16 protein-coding genes are annotated in these 15,558 nt (G+C 75.2%); 8 read left to right on the top strand and 8 right to left on the bottom strand.

The features are described 5' to 3' along the window. Window positions 1-337: 337 nt before the first annotated feature. From ACFV8H_RS09830 to ACFV8H_RS09820, 3 genes are all read right to left on the bottom strand, one after another. Window positions 338-1,510 carry a glycoside hydrolase family 3 N-terminal domain-containing protein gene (locus ACFV8H_RS09830; protein ID WP_380398056.1) on the bottom strand — a complete coding sequence of 391 codons (1,173 nt, stop codon included), beginning with the start codon at window positions 1,508-1,510 and terminating at the stop codon, window positions 338-340. Window positions 1,511-1,575: 65 nt separating this feature from the next. Next, window positions 1,576-2,055: a hypothetical protein gene (locus tag ACFV8H_RS09825; RefSeq protein WP_380398055.1), complete on the bottom strand. Its 480-nt coding sequence runs from the start codon at window positions 2,053-2,055 to the stop codon at window positions 1,576-1,578. Between the two features lie 14 nt (window positions 2,056-2,069). After that, a complete protein-coding gene (locus ACFV8H_RS09820; RefSeq protein WP_380398053.1) occupies window positions 2,070-3,668 on the bottom strand; it encodes a PLP-dependent aminotransferase family protein in 1,599 nt (532 codons plus the stop codon). Between ACFV8H_RS09820 and ACFV8H_RS09815 the strand changes: the two genes are divergently transcribed. Together ACFV8H_RS09815 and ACFV8H_RS09810 are read left to right on the top strand one after the other, a co-directional pair. Further along, window positions 3,667-4,503 carry a methyltransferase domain-containing protein gene (locus ACFV8H_RS09815; protein WP_380398051.1) on the top strand — a complete coding sequence of 279 codons (837 nt, stop codon included), beginning with the start codon at window positions 3,667-3,669 and terminating at the stop codon, window positions 4,501-4,503. The genes ACFV8H_RS09820 and ACFV8H_RS09815 overlap by 2 nt on opposite strands. Before the next feature lie 71 nt (window positions 4,504-4,574). Further along, window positions 4,575-5,159 (top strand): hypothetical protein, encoded by a 585-nt coding sequence (locus tag ACFV8H_RS09810; RefSeq protein WP_380398049.1) that lies wholly within the window; start codon window positions 4,575-4,577, stop codon window positions 5,157-5,159. On the opposite strand, the gene ACFV8H_RS09805 is transcribed toward ACFV8H_RS09810, so the two are convergent. Continuing rightward, window positions 5,137-5,385: a hypothetical protein gene (locus ACFV8H_RS09805; protein ID WP_380398047.1), complete on the bottom strand. Its 249-nt coding sequence runs from the start codon at window positions 5,383-5,385 to the stop codon at window positions 5,137-5,139. The two genes, ACFV8H_RS09810 and ACFV8H_RS09805, sit on opposite strands and share 23 nt — an antisense overlap. Before the next feature lie 76 nt (window positions 5,386-5,461). Continuing rightward, on the bottom strand, window positions 5,462-5,962 hold the full coding sequence (locus ACFV8H_RS09800) for a MarR family winged helix-turn-helix transcriptional regulator (protein ID WP_380398045.1): 501 nt from the start codon (window positions 5,960-5,962) through the stop codon (window positions 5,462-5,464). Window positions 5,963-6,073: 111 nt separating this feature from the next. Between ACFV8H_RS09800 and ACFV8H_RS09795 the strand changes: the two genes are divergently transcribed. The 3 genes from ACFV8H_RS09795 (at window position 6,074) to ACFV8H_RS09785 (ending at window position 9,426) form a co-directional block, all read left to right on the top strand. Next, entirely contained in the window at window positions 6,074-6,997 is a 924-nt protein-coding gene (locus ACFV8H_RS09795) for an EamA family transporter (RefSeq protein WP_380398043.1), read from the top strand. Window positions 6,998-7,076: 79 nt separating this feature from the next. Beyond that, window positions 7,077-7,715 carry an NAD(P)-dependent oxidoreductase gene (locus tag ACFV8H_RS09790; protein WP_380398041.1) on the top strand — a complete coding sequence of 213 codons (639 nt, stop codon included), beginning with the start codon at window positions 7,077-7,079 and terminating at the stop codon, window positions 7,713-7,715. Between the two features lie 172 nt (window positions 7,716-7,887). Beyond that, window positions 7,888-9,426, top strand: coding sequence for an alpha/beta hydrolase (locus tag ACFV8H_RS09785; RefSeq protein ID WP_380398039.1), 1,539 nt, complete (start codon window positions 7,888-7,890; stop codon window positions 9,424-9,426). 54 nt (window positions 9,427-9,480) lie between these two features. On the opposite strand, the gene ACFV8H_RS09780 is transcribed toward ACFV8H_RS09785, so the two are convergent. Both ACFV8H_RS09780 and ACFV8H_RS09775 read right to left on the bottom strand, forming a co-directional pair. Further along, window positions 9,481-9,813, bottom strand: coding sequence for a hypothetical protein (locus tag ACFV8H_RS09780; RefSeq protein ID WP_380398037.1), 333 nt, complete (start codon window positions 9,811-9,813; stop codon window positions 9,481-9,483). 18 nt (window positions 9,814-9,831) lie between these two features. After that, window positions 9,832-10,245 carry a hypothetical protein gene (locus ACFV8H_RS09775; protein ID WP_380398035.1) on the bottom strand — a complete coding sequence of 138 codons (414 nt, stop codon included), beginning with the start codon at window positions 10,243-10,245 and terminating at the stop codon, window positions 9,832-9,834. 525 nt (window positions 10,246-10,770) lie between these two features. On the opposite strand from ACFV8H_RS09775, the gene ACFV8H_RS09770 reads away from it, so the two are divergent. Then, on the top strand, window positions 10,771-12,213 hold the full coding sequence (locus ACFV8H_RS09770) for a hypothetical protein (protein WP_380398034.1): 1,443 nt from the start codon (window positions 10,771-10,773) through the stop codon (window positions 12,211-12,213). A 108-nt stretch (window positions 12,214-12,321) separates the two neighbouring features. Here the strand turns inward: ACFV8H_RS09770 and ACFV8H_RS09765 are convergent, their stop codons facing one another. Beyond that, the gene (locus ACFV8H_RS09765; protein ID WP_380398032.1) at window positions 12,322-12,867 is read right to left on the bottom strand and encodes a GbsR/MarR family transcriptional regulator; all 546 of its coding nucleotides are present in this window, start codon (window positions 12,865-12,867) and stop codon (window positions 12,322-12,324) included. A gap of 96 nt (window positions 12,868-12,963) precedes the next feature. Between ACFV8H_RS09765 and ACFV8H_RS09760 the strand changes: the two genes are divergently transcribed. Then, window positions 12,964-13,890 (top strand): ABC transporter ATP-binding protein, encoded by a 927-nt coding sequence (locus ACFV8H_RS09760; RefSeq protein WP_380398030.1) that lies wholly within the window; start codon window positions 12,964-12,966, stop codon window positions 13,888-13,890. After that, window positions 13,887-15,539 (top strand): ABC transporter permease, encoded by a 1,653-nt coding sequence (locus ACFV8H_RS09755; RefSeq protein ID WP_380398028.1) that lies wholly within the window; start codon window positions 13,887-13,889, stop codon window positions 15,537-15,539. The genes ACFV8H_RS09760 and ACFV8H_RS09755 overlap by 4 nt, the downstream gene beginning before the upstream one ends. The last annotated feature ends 19 nt before the right edge of the window (window positions 15,540-15,558 follow it).

The raw sequence follows: 15,558 nt of genomic DNA, 5'->3' as shown, positions 1-15,558 counted from the left end.
CCTCCTTCGGAGGGTGTGAGGAATGAACGCGTGGGACGGGGATCGAGCAGTGTGTCATGGCACATGTGACATTTCATGCGTGCCTTGACTGCAACTCTGCCATGCGATTCAAACCCCCAAGTGCCACTTCCCCTTCGAACCGATGCCTCCGACCGAAAGCACGCCTACGATGGCGTGTTCCCATGCGGCAAGGCGAACCCCCGCACCTCGCCGGGCGTCGGCCCGTTGAACCCAGGATGAACCGTTGGCCCGGCGGCCGGACCGAGCAGCGGGGCCGCCCGGTCGGCTGCCCTGGCGGCCCTGGCTGCCCTGGCCGCCCGGCCCGCGCCGGCCGCCGTCAGCCGAGGTCCTCCCGCAGCGCGTCCACCCGGGCGACGGCCTCCGTGAAGGCGGCGCGGTCGAGGTCGCCGGAGTCCAGGGCGGCCGCCAGGACGGTGGTGGCGTCCTCGCCCTGCTGGGGGTCGCGGGCGGAGCAGAGGATCAGGTCCATCCCGGCCGCCGCGGCGGCGACGGCACGCGGGCCGGTCGGACCGTACGGCATGAGGGCGTCGGCCTCCAGGGCGTCGGTGACGGTGACGCCGTCGAAGCCCAGGCGCTCACGGAGTTCGCCCTGGACCACGGTGGGCGACAGCCCCGCCGGGCGGTCCGGGTCCAGCGCCGGGTAGACCGCCCAGGAGGCCATCACCATCCGCACGCCAGCGGCGATGGCGGCCCGGTACGGGGCCTCGTCGCGGGAGCGCAGCAGGTCCAGCGGGACGGGGAGGGTGACGGGGCGGGCGTCGGTGTTCTCGTCCCGGGCCGCCGCGCCCAGGCCGGGGAAGTGCTTGGCGGTGGCCGCCACGCCCCGGCTCTGCTGCTCGGCGAGGAAGGCGCTGCCCAACGCGCCCACCGTGGACGGGTCCTGGCCGTAGGAGCGCTCGTAGCGGTCGATGAAGTTGCCCGGGGTGTCGTAGACGTCGAGCACCGGGGCGAGGTTGACGTTCAACCCGGCGTCGCCGAGCGTTCCGGCGGCGCCGGCGCCGGAGTCCACGGCGGCGGCGAACGGATCCGGGGCCGTTCCGGTGCGGCGGGCGGAGAGCTCCGGTGCCCCGGGCAGCCGGCGCACCTTGCCGCCCTCCTGGTCGGTCATCAGCAGCAGCGGGCGCGCGTCCGGGGCCTCGGCGGCGGCCTGCTTCAACGCGGCCACCGCCTCGGCCAGTTGCTCCGGACCGGTGACGTTCTCACCGAACAGGATCACCCCGGCCGCCCGGCCCTCCCGGATCGCCCGCAGCACCCCGGGAGGCGGGGTCGGGCCGGGATAGGAGAGCACGATGCGCCGACCCGCGAGTTGACGCGCGTCCTGGTGCCGTCCGGTCATCGCCGGGTTCCTCTCGTCGGGGAGCCCTCTCCCGCGCGTCACCGACCCGGCGGGGACGGGGCCGAGCACGGCCGCCACCACCAGCACCACCGACGTCAACCGGGCGATCCGCCGCAACGGGGCCATCCGTCCCTCCAGGGTCAGCAACGGCATACGGTCCGTCAGCGTACCCAGGAACCCGCCGGACGGCAGCCCGCACACCACCGCCCCCGCACCCGTCACCGCACCCGCCACCGCACCCGCCACCGCACCCGCCGCCGGCCCCGGGGGGCGGGCCTCTGTCTGCCCCCGGCCGCATGCGGGGCCTCGGACGGCGTGCTCGACGAACTCGCCGCGTCGACGTAGCCGACCAGGTAGCGGGCCGGACAGTCGTCGGCGAGTGCCGACTCCGCCGCCCGGGTGAAGAACCGCCGTACGGTGGCGGCCGGCGGGTCCCGGTTCGCGGCCACGACCGAGGCGTGGTCGGCGAGGCCTTCGGGGGTGGTCACGGGGCGGAGGTCGAGCCCGGTGACGTGCTCGGGCGATGGGGCGTCGTCCAGGAGTGCCCACATGGCCGCCTCCTGCTCGGACGCCTCCAGGCCGACGGCGCCCAGGCGGGCGGAGAGGGCGGTGCAGGGGGCAGGCGTGCTCGGCCAGGTCCGCTCCATCCCGGCGAGCAGGTCGGCTCGGTCCGGAGCAGCGGGCTTCGTCGTCCTCATGGTGGTTGATCCGATCACGCAGGAGCCAGGCGGGCACCCGAGTTGCCGCCGGCCGAGGCCCGGCGGACCAACTCCCCCAGGACGGCGATGCCTTCGGCGATGTCACCCGGTGGGCCGGCCGCGTAGCCGAGCACCAGACCGGGTGGGTACGGCAGGCGGGCGTGCCAGGACAGGGGCTGGACCTTGACGCCGCGGGCGAGCGCGGCGGTGGCCAACTCCACGTCACTGCAGCCGAGTTGCTCCGGCAGGGTGAGCATCAGGTGCAGCCCGGCGGCCGCGCCGTGCACGGTCGCGGCGGGGAGGTGGGTGCGGACGGCGGTGATCATCGCGTCCCGGCGGCGGCGGTGGCGTCGGCGCAACAGCCGCAGGTGGCGCTCCAGTTCGCCGGACTCCATCAGCCGGGCGAGCACCAGTTGGGGCAGCACCGGGTTGCCGAGGTCCGCGAAGCGCTTGGCGTCGAGCACGGCCGCACGCAGCGGCGGCGGCACCAGCAGCCAGCCGGTGCGCAGCGCCGGGGCGAGCAGTTTGGAGGTGCTGCCCGCGTAGCAGACCCGGTCCGGCAGTTCGGCCCGCAGCGCGGGGACGGGCGGGCGGTCGTAACGGTGCTCGGCGTCGTAGTCGTCCTCGACGACCAGGCCGCCCTCGTCCGCCCAGCGCAGGAGTTCACGACGCCGCTCGCCGCCGAGGACGACACCGGTCGGGTACTGGTGGGCGGGGGTGAGCAGCACGGCGGGGGCGCCGGTGGCGCGCAGCGCGTCGACCCGGATGCCCTCGGCGTCCACCGGGACGGGCGGGGTGGCGGCGAGCCAGTGGGCGAGGTGCTGGCGGGCGCCGAGCGAGCCCGGATCCTCCACCGCGACCTCGGTGATGCCCACCCGGCCGAAGGCCCGGCCGAGCAGGGCGAGCGACTGGGCCGTCCCGGCGACCACGAGCACCTCCTCCGGGTCGGCGCGGATGCCCCGGTTGCGGGCGAGCCAGTGGGCGACGGCCTGCCGCAGGGCGGGGGTGCCGCGGACGTCCCCGTAGCCGAGGTCGGCTGCGGCGAGGCCGTCGAGGACGGCCCGTTCGGCCCGCAGCCAGGCGGCGCGGGGGAACGCGGCGAGGTCGGGCACGCCGGGGGTGAGGTCGATCCGGGCGGGGGTGGCGCGCAGGTGGTCGAACACCTCGGGGTCGGGGTCGTCCCGGAACAGCGCGGGTGCCGGGCGGGCCGGCCCAGCGGCGGAGACCGCGGCGGGAACCGCGCTGGGAACCGCGGCCGGCGGCAGGGCGACCACGACCGTCCCGCCCCGGCCCCGCCCGGCGAGCTGCCCCGCCTCGGCGAGCCGCCGGTAGGCGTCGGTCACCACGCCCCGGGAGACGCCGAGTTCGGCCGCGAGCACCCGACTGGCGGGCAGCCGGGTGCCGGCGGGCAACCGCCCGTCGGCGACGGCCTCGCGCAACCGGCGGGCCAGCCAGTCGGTGAGGCCGCCGGGCGGGGCCTCGGCAGCGTCGAGCTGGAGGAAGTCGACACCGGTCTCCCCGACCTCCCCGACCGGTCCGGCCTCTTTGGACCTGTCATTCACGGCGACTTTGGACCTGTTCACCGGTCCATACTGACGCGAGGGTTGAGCCATGACCACCGAAACGACCCCGCTCCCCGCCACCCCGTACGTCCACGGCTACTCCGACACCGAGGCGCAGCGCCTCGGCGACCAGGCCGACACCCTCGCCGAGTTGCTGCACTCGGGCACCGCCTACCCGGCGGGCAGCCGGGTACTGGAGGCGGGCTGCGGAGTAGGTGCGCAGACGGCGCACCTGCTCGCCACCAGCCCGGGCGTACTGCTCACGGCGGCGGACATCTCCGCCCGGTCGCTGGACCAGGCCCGGGCCCGGGTCGCCGCCGCGGCGCCGGCCGCCCAGGTCACCTGGCACCACGGTGACCTCCACCGACTGCCCTTCCCGGACGGCGCGTTCGACCACGTCTTCCTGTGCTTCGTGCTGGAGCACCTGTCCGACCCGACGGCCGGGCTGGCCGCGCTGCGGCGGGTGCTGCGGCCGGGCGGGACGATCACGGTGATCGAGGGCGACCACGGCTCGGCCTTCTTCCACCCGGAGACCCCGGCGGCCCGCCGCACCGTCGACCACCTGGTCCGGCTCCAGGCCGGGGCGGGCGGCGACGCCCTGGTGGGGCGCCGGCTGCACCCGCTGCTGACGGCGGCCGGGTTCACGGACGTGACGGTCCGCCCGCGGACGGTCTACGCCGACGACGGCCGCCCGGCCCTGGTGGAGGGCTTCACCCGGCGGACCTTCGTCCCGATGGTCGAGGCCGTCCGACCGGAGGCCCTGGCCGCCGGGCTCACCACCCCGGAGGCCTTCGACCGCGGCATCGCCGACCTGCGCCGAGCAGCCGAACCGGGCGGGACCTTCCACTACACCTTCTTCAAGGCGGTCGCGGTCAAGCCGGAGTAGACCCCGAGCACCGCCCCGCGCCGGGGAAAACGCCTCGCACCCGGGCCCGGAGCACTGCAAGGATCCGGGAAATGGGAACGGACATCCACGGCTTCATCGAGTACCACTGCACGCACGGCGCACCTGTGGACGACGCCGACGAGGACACCGTCTGGAGCGTGGCGCTGGACCTCTACGCGCTGTACTGCGGCCGGAACTACGACGAGTTCGGTTGCCTCTTCGGGGTCCGCAACCTCGCGGGCTTCCGGCCGCTCGCCCCGGACCGGGGCCTGCCCGAGGAACTGCCCGAGGAGACGCGTACGGCCTTCGGGGCGTCCGAGGTCGACTTCCACAGCCCGACCTGGATCAGCTGGGCGGAACTGGCGGCGGTGGACTGGGACGAACCGGCCGAGCGGGCGGACGAGCGGGTCCACGTGTACGGCCCGGGGCCGGACGGGGCCTTGGTCCGACACACGAAGTACCCCGTCGACCACGGGGGCCGGGTCGAGGGGGACGAGTGGTGGGTCGGCGACCAACTCCACCGCATCGCGCGGCTGACCCGGCGCGACGCCGTACCGCCGAACGGCCCGTGGGCGCCGGTGTTCGCGGTGATGCGGACCCTGGCGGACCTGCACGGGCCGGACAACGTGCGGCTCACGGTGTGGTTCGACTCGTAGCACCCACCGCCGGAGGGCCCGGCACCGGGGTCGGCCCGTTCGGCAGCAGGCCGAGTTCCGTCATCCGGTCGGCGATCAGGTCGTTGCACTCCCGGATGCCGGGCACGGGCTCCGGCGACGCTTCGCGGATCGCCTTGATCGCGTGGACGTGGCGCCGTACGGCGAGGTGTTCGTCGACCGTGCGACGGACGTCGGCGGGGAGTGCGGTCCAGAGAGGGTGGTCCATGGCCGCCATCCAAGGCGGGGCGGCCGGCCCCGGCAATCGATTAACGGCCGGTCGAACCTCCGGCCGACCCGGCCGGTCAGCCGGCCGGGTCGTCCCCGAGGTCGGCGAGCAGCGCGCGCATGGCGTCGACGAGCGCGGCCCTGCGGGCCTCGTCGAGTCCGGCGAGCATGCGGTGCTCGGTGGCGATGTGGTCGGGGAGGGCGCGGTCGATCAGGGCGTGACCCTCGGGGGTGAGTTCGACGTCGCGGCTGCGGCGGTCCTGGTCGCTGCGGGTCCGGGTGACCAGACCGCGGGCTTCCAGGCGGTCGAGGCGCTGGGTGATGGCACCGGAGGTGACCATGGCGGACTGCATCAGGCCGGTGGGGGTGAGGCGGTAGGGCGGGCCGCTGCGTTTGAGGGTGGCGAGGACGTCGAACGAGGGCGCGTCCAGGCCGTGTTCGGCGAAGGTGCGGTTGAGTTCGGCGTCGACCAGGCGGTAGAGGCGCTTGAGCCGGCCGAACACCTCCATCGGGGAGACGTCCAGGTCGGGGCGCTCGGCGCCCCATTGCGCGACGACGCGGTCGAGATGATCTGCCACGGGTTCAGGGTAAGCGATGCCCGCCGGATTCCTTAGCGATGAGGTAACTGTGAGCCACATCACCGGCGGGATCCGCCGAAGAATGCCTTAGCACTGAGATACATTGGCTTAGTGCTAAGCAATCGCCTCGCCGTCCTGCTGACGACGGCCCTCGCCCCCGCGGTCTGGGGGACGACCTACCTCGTCACCACCGAACTGCTCCCGCCCCACCGCCCGCTCCTCGCCGCCGTCATCCGCTGCCTGCCCGCCGGACTGCTGCTGATCGCCCTCACCCGCACCCTGCCCAAGGGCGACTGGTGGTGGCGCGCCCTCGTCCTCGGCGCCCTCAACATCGGCGCCTTCCAGGCCCTGCTCTTCATCGCCGCCTACCGCCTCCCGGGCGGGATCGCCGCCACCGTCGGCGCCGTCCAGCCCCTGGTCACCGCCGGGCTCTCGGCCGCCCTGCTCGGCGACCGGCTCACCCTGCGCACCGTGCTCTCCGGCATCGCCGGCGTGGCGGGCGTCAGCCTGCTGGTGCTGCGCGCCGGCGCCCGGCTGGACGCGGCCGGGGTGGCCGCCGCGCTCGGCGGCGCGGTGGTGATGGCCTCCGGCGTCGTGCTCTCCAAGCGCTGGGTCTCCCCCGCACCGCTGCTCGCCACCACCGGCTGGCAACTCACCGCCGGCGGCCTGCTGCTGGTGCCGGTCACCCTGCTGAGCGAGGGCGCCCCGCCCACCCACTACACCGCCGACAACCTGCTCGGCTACGCGTACCTCTGCCTGATCGGCGCGGCCCTCACCTACGTCGTCTGGTTCCGCGGGCTGCGCTCGCTGCCGCCGACCTCGCTGTCCTTCCTCTCCCTGCTCAGCCCGGTGGTCGCCACCCTGGCCGGCTGGCTGGTGCTCGGACAGGACCTGAGCCCGCTGCAGGCGCTCGGCGCGCTGGTCGTCCTCGGCTCGCTGATCGTCGCCCAGACCCAGCGGCCCCGCCGGGCCGCCCCGACGTCCACCGGAGCGGGACCGGACCTCCGGCCGGACCCGGTGCGCGAGAACGCCTGACCCCGCACCGCACACCCCGCACGACACCCCACGCGTACCCCATCGCAGTCCCGTTCAGAGGAACCGAGGAGAAACCTTCATGCGCATCACCGTGTTCGGCGCCACCGGCAACGTCGGCCGACGGGTCGTGACCGAGGCGCTCGCCCGCGGCCACGAGGTGACGGCCGTCGTCCGCGACCCCGCCAAGCCGCACGGCCTGCCGGCCACCGTCACGCTCGCCGTCGGCGATGCCGGCGAGCCCGCCGACGTCGCCCGGATCGTCGCCGGCCAGGACCTCGCGGTCACCGCCACCCGCCCGGCGCCCGGCCGTGAGCACGAACTGGCCGCCACCACCCGGGGCCTGCTGGCCGGCCTGGCCGGTACCGGCGTGCGCCTGCTCGCCGTCGGCGGAGCCGGCAGCCTGACCGTGCCGGGCACCGACGGCACGGTCCTGGTGGAGTCGCCCGGCTTCCCGGCGGAGATCCGGCCGATCGCCCTGGCCTGCGGCGAGCAGCTGGAGCTCTACCGCGCGGACGGGGAGGTCGACTGGACGTACCTGAGCCCGGCCGCCCTGCTCGAACCCGGGGTGCGCACCGGCCGGTTCCGGCTCGGCCGGGACGAGCTGCTGGTCGACGCCGACGGCAACTCGGCGATCTCCATGGAGGACCTCGCCGTCGCGCTGCTGGACGAGGCGGAGCGGCCCGTGCACCGACGTACCCGGTTCACCGCCGCCTACTGAGCCGCCCGCCGGAACCGCACCCGTCGGAACCACCCTCCGGAACCGCGGGTGAAACGCCCCGCCAGGGCCCGTGGTGCTGGATACCCCCGCCCGGGGGTGTATCCAGCACCACCCCGAAGGCGGTCTCCTGCCTCATCGTGCGTCAGCCACCCGGCGGGACATGATCGTTCCCGTGAACACCACCGCATCCCACGGCCGCCGCGCCGCCGCCGCCCTCGCCGCCGCGCTCCTCGCCGGCCTCGCCCTGCCCACCACCGCGAACGCCGACTCCGGCCGCAACCCGGGGAACGCCGACCGCGTCCCCACCCGCTACGCCCGGCAGGCGCTCGACTGGCAGCCCTGCGCGGGGCAGCCGGCCCTGGAGTGCGCCACCATGGCCGTCCCGCGCGACTGGCACCACCCCGGCGTCGGCGCCGACCTGAGCATCGCCGTCTCCCGGCACCGCGCCACCGACCAAGCCCACCGCAAGGGCGCGCTGATGGAGACGGCCGGCGGCCCGGGCGGGCAGGGCCTGCTGCGCCCGATGGACCTCGCCCAGGGCGCCCCCGCCGTGGCCGCCGCGTACGACATCGTCAGCTTCGACCAGCGCGGCGTCGGCCGCAGCACCCACGTCGCGTGCCAGACCCCGGAGGAGTTCCAGGAGTTCCTGGCCGGGGACTACCGCGACCGGTCGCCGGAGGCGGTCGACCGGGTCATCGCCAACTCCCGCAAGCTGGTGGAGGGTTGCGAGAAGAACAGCGGCGACCTGCTGCCCTACCTGACCACCGAGCAGACCGCCCACGACATGGACCTGTACCGCTCGCTGCTCGGCGAGAAGAAGATCAGCTACTACGGCGCCTCCTACGCCACCATGATCGGCGCCTACTACGGGACGCTCTTCCCGCACCGGGTCGAGCGGATGGTGCTGGACAGCAACATCGGCTTCGACGGCACCTGGGAGCAGTACGAACTGGGCCAGCCGATGAGCTTCCAGCGCCGCTTCGAGGAGGACTTCCTGCCCTGGATGGCCGCCCGGGACGCCACCTACCACTGGGGCTCGACCCCGGCGGAGGTCGGAGCCCACTGGGAGCAGCGGCGCGCCGCCCTGCACGACGCGCCGATCACCGACGGGTCGTTGACGCTGGGCCCCAACCAGCTGGACAACGGCACGATCAACGCGATCTACAGCGAGAAGGCCTTCCCCCTCCTGGCGAGCGGATTGACCGCGCTGGACGACTGGGAGCAGGCCGATCCGGCCGCCAAGGAGACCGCCCGCCGACTGTTCGGCCAGTACCTCAGCCCGGAGTTCCTCGCCGAGTACTTCTCGGTGACGTGCGGCGACACCCCGTGGACGAAGGACCTGGACACCTGGATCGAGCGCGGCGCGGAGAACACCGCGCGCTACCCGCTGATCGGTGCCCGCACGCTCGCGTTCAGCTCGGTCTGCGCGCTCTGGCCGACCGCCCCCGCGCCCGAGGTCAAGGTCACCGGCGCCCACCTGCCGCCGGTGCTGATGCTCAACTCGCTGCACGACCCGGCGACGTACTACGAGGCGGCGCTCGGCGCGCACCGGGCGCTGCGCGGCTCCAGGCTGGTGACGGTCACCAGCAACGGCAACCACGGCCAGTACCCGGGCTCCGACCCCTGCGTCACGGACACCGTCGAGCACTACCTGCTGGACGGCCGCGCGCCCGAGCACGACCTCACCTGCCCGGCGCCGCAGGCCGGTTGAGCCCCGGGGCACCGTGGCCGACCGGCCCGGCCGGGCCGGTCAGGAGCGGGCCGGTCAGGAGCGGGACTTCGGCCGGAGCTTGCCGCGCAGGTGCTCGGCGGCCACGGCCAGGACGAGGAAGCCGCCCACGGACAGCTTGATCCCGGCCTTGGCGACGATCCAGCCGATGCCCGGGACGGTCCAGCCCAACCAGTGGAGCGCGGCCAGCATCGCCGCGCAGCCGCAGACGATCGCCAGCACGGTGGCACCGACGGCGGCGACCCGCGAGAGTTCGCGCGGGCCGTCGTCGCCGTGCTCGCCGGCCTCCGAAGTGGCCTCTGCCGCAGTCCCGTTGGCGGTGTCGTCCGCTGCCGCGCCGGCCGTCCCGTTCGTACCCCGATCACCCATGCAGGTGATCATACGGCCTCACCGGTGGGAGTGATGGGTGTCCCCGAGGTGCTCCCCGGTCTCGTCGTCGGGGAAGCTGACGGCCATGGTGACGCGGTACTCGAAGACGTCGTGCCGGTGCCCGGGCACCCGCGCCCAGGCGAGCGAGTGCACCTCGGCCTCCGGGGCCTGCCGGCACCAGGCGGCGGCCTCCTCCAGGGCGCGCGCGGCCGAACGCCCGGTGCACACCACGGCGGTGTAGGCGGCGACCGCGACGTCCCCGCCGGTGGTACGGCCGCTCCGCGACACCGCCCGGACGGCGGCGGCGGCCTGGGTCAGGTCACGGGCCAGGTCGTCCACCACCCGAGGGGGTGCCGGCAGGACCACCGCCCCCTCGGCGACGGTCTCCGGCAGGTTCGCGGTCACGGTTTCGGCCTCCATCCACATGGTCACGCGGCACAGCATGCCGGACCGGGATTCCTGGCATGCCCACTTTCACCTGAACGTCATCCGTCCAGGGCCGAGTTGGGGACGCCCCCTGGCGCCCGACCGTCCGCCCTGCTAGGGAAGGCCGCCCACGGGGGCGGGCATCGGGCCAGGTCAGGGGGGTTCGCGACGGGCGCCGCCGGGGAGCCCGAAACGACGCCCACGCACCACCCCCGCGCTTCGAACCGCCCGTCCGACCGCCGGGGCGCCCGGCCGCCCGGCGTTGTCCCTACGGCCAACTCCCTTTACCGGCAGCGGAGATGGAGCGCGGAGTGGGCACCGCGCGACGGCTCCGGGTCGACCGGACCCCGGCCGGGGCGCCGCGTTCACCCGTCGTCGGGTTCGCGGCCGCCTCCCGTCCATCCTGGACCTGTCAGATCGTCGTGATACTAATCGTTGCGGCGGCGGGCGCCGCCGATGCGGCGGGCGGGCACGATGACGAAGGCTCAACCGTTCCGGGAGGGTCCGGACGGCGACGGGGAGGGGCAGCAGATGGCGGCGAGGATCGGCAGTGCCAAGGGCGGGCGGAAGGTACGGATCGGCAAGCGGGTCACCGGCACGGCGGCCGCGTTCGCCGCGCTGGCCGCGCTGACCGGCTCTCAGGTGTCGGGCCTCGGGCTCGCCCCGGCCGCCGCCGCCGACACCGGGCAGTCGCAGGACGCCGCCGCGCAGTCCTCGGGCTCCGCCACCCCCTTCGGCGGTCCGGCCGCCGGAGTCCCGGGCACCGCCGCCGACGGCGGCAGCGCCGTCCAGCTGCCGCAGCCGCCCGGCACCCAGCCCGGCCTGCCCGCGGCCGGCCCGTTCACCGCCAACGGGCCCTCGCTGCCCGCCACCGTCTTCGCCGCGTACCAGAAGGCCGAGGCCTCACTGGCGCAGCGTTCGCCGGGCTGCCACCTGCCCTGGCAGCTGCTGGCGGCGATCGGCCAGGTCGAGTCCGGCCAGGCGAACGGCGGCAAGGTGGACGCCGCCGGCACCACGCTCACCCCGATCCTCGGCCCGGCACTGGACGGCAACGGCTTCGCCGCGATACCCGACACCGACGGCGGCCGCTACGACGGCGACTCCCGTTGGGACCGCGCGGTCGGCCCGATGCAGTTCATCCCCTCCACCTGGGCCTCCTGGGGCGTGGACGCCACCGGCAAGGGCACGGCCGACCCGAACAACATCTTCGACGCGGCCGAGACCGCCGGGCGCTACCTCTGCGCGGGCGGCCGGGACCTCTCCGACCCGGCCCAGCTGGACCGGGCGATCCTCAGCTACAACAACTCCACCGAGTACCTGCGCACCGTCCGCAACTGGATGGCGCACTTCGGCAGCGGCCAGGTGACCACGGTCGCGGACCGCCCGGGCGTCCCGACCCTGCCCGGCTCGACGCCCTCGCCCTTCCTCCGGCCGTCCGGCAGCACCGGCACCGCGGGCACCACCCCGACCGGCGACACCGGCAGCGGCACCGGCCCGACGCCGGGCGGCCGGCCGACGGTGCCTCCGGTGACGCCGACTCCGACGCCGTCCGCGCAGCCCACCGGCACGCCGACGCCGAGCGGTTCGCCCTCGCCCTCCGCCAGCCCGACGGCCACCCCGAGCGGCACGCCGACCACGACTCCGAGCACCACGCCGACCGGCAGCGCCTCCCCGACGGCCACGCCCAGCGGCACACCGTCCGGCACCCCGACCGGCACGCCGACGTCCTGCCCGAGCCCGACCGCGACCGCGACGCCCACCGGAACGGCCACGCCCACCGGTTCGCCCTCGCCCACCGCCGGCCCGACGGCCACCCCCACCGGCACCCCGTCGGCCGCCCCGACCACCGCCCCGAACTGCGCGACGCCCACGCCCAGCGGCAGCCCGAGCGCCAGCGCCACCACCTCCGCCGCGCCGACCGGCACGCCGAGTGCCTCGCTCTCCCCCTCCCCCTCGGCGAGCGCGAAGAAGTAGCACCCGCGCACACACCGCACCGAACCGCCGACGGCGGCAGGACGGCCCGACCGGCCGGACTGCCGCCGTCCGCACATCCGGGACGCGAACGCCGTCGGGGCCGGCTTCCTACAGCTCCAGGTGCCGCGCCGCCCGGTGCACGCGCCAGCGGCCGAGCATCCCGTGCAGCTCGTCGATCATGAACTCGAAGAAGGCCGCGCTCTCCGCGAGCCGCTCCCCCGCCACCGTGCCCCTGCCGACGGTCACCTCACCCTCCTTCAACACCCCGATCCAGCGCAGCAGCAGTTCGTCGCGCCGGGTCAGCGACTCGAACCAGACGTCGTTGAGCACCCGGTAGCGGTCGCGGCGGGAGCCCGGCTCGCGCTCCTTGGCGACCAGACCGACCTGGATCAGGTAGCGCATCCCGCCGGAGACGGCCGCCGGGCTGATCTGCAGCCGCTCGGAGAGCTCGGCGGAGGTCAGCACACCGCTCTCCTCGGCCATCAGGCAGGAGAAGATCCGCGCGGGCATCCGGCCCATGCCGGCGACCACCAGCTCGGCCGCGAACCGCTCCACGAAGTCGGCCACGGCCTGGTACTCGTGCCACCTGCCCGGCGCCGGCGCCGCCCCCTGCTCCACGCCCTGCTCCGCACTCCGCTCCGGCTCCCGTTCCACCGCTCTCCCCTTTCCCGGAGATCATCCGCCCACTGACCGAACTTTAACGCCTTCCCAATATTCACGTTTTTCTGAAACTACGGTAGCTTCGGAAGCATGACCAAGGCCATCATCCTGTCCGGCCTGCGCAAGAACTTCGGCCGGACCACCGCGCTGGACGGCCTCGACCTCACCGTCGAGACCGGCGAGGTCCACGGCTTCCTCGGCCCCAACGGCGCCGGGAAGTCCACCACCCTCCGCGTCCTGCTCGGCCTGCTGCGCGCCGACGGCGGCAGCGCCCGGCTGCTCGGCGAGGACCCGTGGCGCGACGCCGTCGAGTTGCACCGCCGCCTCGCCTACGTCCCCGGGGACGTCGAGCTGTGGCCCAACCTCACCGGCGGCGAGGCGATCGACCTGCTCTGCCGACTGCGCGGCCGGCCCGACCGCCGCCGCCGGGACGAACTGATCGAGCGCTTCGACCTCGACCCGACCAAGAAGGGCCGCAGCTACTCCAAGGGCAACCGGCAGAAGGTCGCCATCGTCGCCGCACTCGCCTCCGACGCCGAGCTCCTACTGCTGGACGAGCCGACCTCCGGCCTGGACCCGCTGATGGAGGTGGTCTTCCAGGACGTCGTCCGGCAGGCCAAGGACCAGGGCCGCACCGTCCTGCTCTCCAGCCACGTCCTGGACGAGGTGGAGAAACTGGGCGACCGGGTCAGCATCATCCGCCGGGGCCGGGTGGTGCAGAGCGGCACCCTGTCCGAGCTGCGCCACCTCACCCGCACCACCGTGGAGGCGGAGACCGACCGGCCCGTCACCGGACTGGACGCGCTGCCCGGGGTGCACGCCCTGCGCACCGAGGGGCGCCGGGTCCGCTTCGCCGTGGACGGCGCCCGGCTCGACGCCGCCGTACGGATGCTGAGCGAGGCCGGACTGCGCACCCTGGTCAGCCACCCGCCCACCCTGGAGGAGCTCATGCTGCGCCACTACGGCGACGAGCTGGCCGCCAACGGGCACCGCCCCGACCCCGAGGCCGTCCGATGACCGCCACCACCGCCCCCACCGCCCGGCGCACCGCCCCGGTCCGCCCCGGCGGGCCCGCCGCCCTGGCCGGCGGCGCCACGCTGCTGCGCTTCGCGCTGCGCCGCGACCGGGTGCGGCTGAGCGCCTGGGTGCTCGGCCTCGGGCTGCTCACCCTGGCCACCGCCGACAGCGTCCACTCCGTCTACCCGACCGCCGCCGACCGGGCCTCGATCGCGCACGCCTCGGCCAGTCCGGCCGTGCTCGCCATGACCGGCCCGGCCCGCTACCTGGCCGACTACACCTGGGGCGCGATGCTCGGCCACCGGCTGCTGGGCCTACTGGTCGTGCTGGCCGGTCTGCTGAACGTGCTGACCGTCATCCGGCACACCCGGGCCGAGGAGGAGGGAGGCCGCGCCGAGTTGGTCCGCTCGGCCGCCGTCGGCCGGCACGCCCAGCTCGCCGCCGCGCTGGCCGCCGCCGCGGTCGCCGACCTCGCCCTCGGCCTGCTGCTCGCCCTGGGCCTGCCCGCCCTCGGCATCCCCGGACTGGGCGCCGGCGGCGCGCTGCTCTACGGCGCCGCCACGGCCGTCGGCGGGCTGCTGTTCGGGGCCGTCGCCGCCGTCACCGCGCAGGTCTCCGCGCACGCCCGGACGGCCTCCGGGCTCGCCCTCGCCGTACTCGGCGCCGCCTACGCGCTGCGCGCCGCCGGGGACACCGGCCGGACCGGCCTCTCCTGGGCCTCCCCGATCGGCTGGCTCCAGCGCAGCTACCCCTTCGTCGAGGACCGCTGGTGGCCGCTGCTGCCCGCACTGGCGCTGGCCGCCGGCACGGCCGTGGCGGGGTTCGCGCTGAGCACCCGCCGCGACTTCGGCGCCGGGCTGCGCGCGGCCCGCCCCGGCCCGGCCACCGGCAGCGCCTTCCTCGGCACCCCGTTCGGCCTGGCGCTGCGGCTGCACCGCGGGCTGATCGGCGGCTTCGCGACGGCCCTGCTGCTGCTCGGCGCGATGTACGGCTCGCTGCTCGGCGAGGCCGACTCGATGCTCCGGGACGTCGACCGGATCAAGGAGGCGCTGGCCCGGCTGGGCGGCCACTCCCTCGCCGACTCCTTCGCGGCGCTGACGATGCTGGTCGTCGCGGTGGTCGGCGGCGTCTACGCGGTGCTGGCGGCGCAGCGTGCGCGCGCCGAGGAGAGCGCCGGGCGGGCGGTGCCCGTGCTGGCCGCGGGGGTGTCGCGCTCCGGCTGGCTGGGCGGGCACCTGGCGGCGGCGCTGTTGGGCTCCGTCGTGGTGATGGTGGCGGCGGGCACGGGTTTCGGCCTGGCGGGGGCGCTGTCGACCGGCGACGGCGCCGTGTTCCTGCGGCTGCTGGGTGCGGCGCTGGCCTTCGTGCCCGCGCTGTGGGTGACGGTGGGGTTCGCGGCCGCCGTCCACGGTTGGCTGCCCCGGGCGACGGCGCTGGCCTGGGCCGTCCCGGCGTACGCGTTCGTGATCGGCTACCTGGGCCCGTTGCTGCGGCTGCCCCGGGGGCTGGACGGGTTGTCCCCGTTCGGCCGGGTGCCCCGGCTCCCGGCGGCCCGGATGGACTGGGCGCCGCCGGCCGTGCTGACCCTGGTCGCGGCCGCGCTGATCGCGCTGGCCCTGGCCGGGTTCCGGCGCCGCGACCTCGACTGAGGCGCCGGAACCCGGGCCC

The organism is Kitasatospora sp. NPDC059827 (assembly GCF_042731675.1).
GTDB lineage: Bacteria > Actinomycetota > Actinomycetes > Streptomycetales > Streptomycetaceae > Kitasatospora.
Note: the sequence above shows the minus strand (reverse complement) of the source record. Positions and strands in the feature narration are given on the sequence as shown.

What these genes read in the sequence shown, in the direction of transcription:
- ACFV8H_RS09810 (WP_380398049.1), top strand. Translation starts at nt 4,575, where the DNA reads ATGGGAACGGACATCCACGGCTTCATCGAGTACCACTGCACGCACGGC.
- ACFV8H_RS09805 (WP_380398047.1), bottom strand. Translation starts at nt 5,385, where the DNA reads ATGGACCACCCTCTCTGGACCGCACTCCCCGCCGACGTCCGTCGCACG.
- ACFV8H_RS09770 (WP_380398034.1), top strand. Translation starts at nt 10,771, where the DNA reads ATGGCGGCGAGGATCGGCAGTGCCAAGGGCGGGCGGAAGGTACGGATC.
- ACFV8H_RS09815 (WP_380398051.1), top strand. Translation starts at nt 3,667, where the DNA reads ATGACCACCGAAACGACCCCGCTCCCCGCCACCCCGTACGTCCACGGC.
- ACFV8H_RS09825 (WP_380398055.1), bottom strand. Translation starts at nt 2,055, where the DNA reads ATGAGGACGACGAAGCCCGCTGCTCCGGACCGAGCCGACCTGCTCGCC.
- ACFV8H_RS09790 (WP_380398041.1), top strand. Translation starts at nt 7,077, where the DNA reads ATGCGCATCACCGTGTTCGGCGCCACCGGCAACGTCGGCCGACGGGTC.
- ACFV8H_RS09755 (WP_380398028.1), top strand. Translation starts at nt 13,887, where the DNA reads ATGACCGCCACCACCGCCCCCACCGCCCGGCGCACCGCCCCGGTCCGC.
- ACFV8H_RS09820 (WP_380398053.1), bottom strand. Translation starts at nt 3,668, where the DNA reads ATGGCTCAACCCTCGCGTCAGTATGGACCGGTGAACAGGTCCAAAGTC.
- ACFV8H_RS09760 (WP_380398030.1), top strand. Translation starts at nt 12,964, where the DNA reads ATGACCAAGGCCATCATCCTGTCCGGCCTGCGCAAGAACTTCGGCCGG.
- ACFV8H_RS09780 (WP_380398037.1), bottom strand. Translation starts at nt 9,813, where the DNA reads ATGGGTGATCGGGGTACGAACGGGACGGCCGGCGCGGCAGCGGACGAC.
- ACFV8H_RS09830 (WP_380398056.1), bottom strand. Translation starts at nt 1,510, where the DNA reads ATGCCGTTGCTGACCCTGGAGGGACGGATGGCCCCGTTGCGGCGGATC.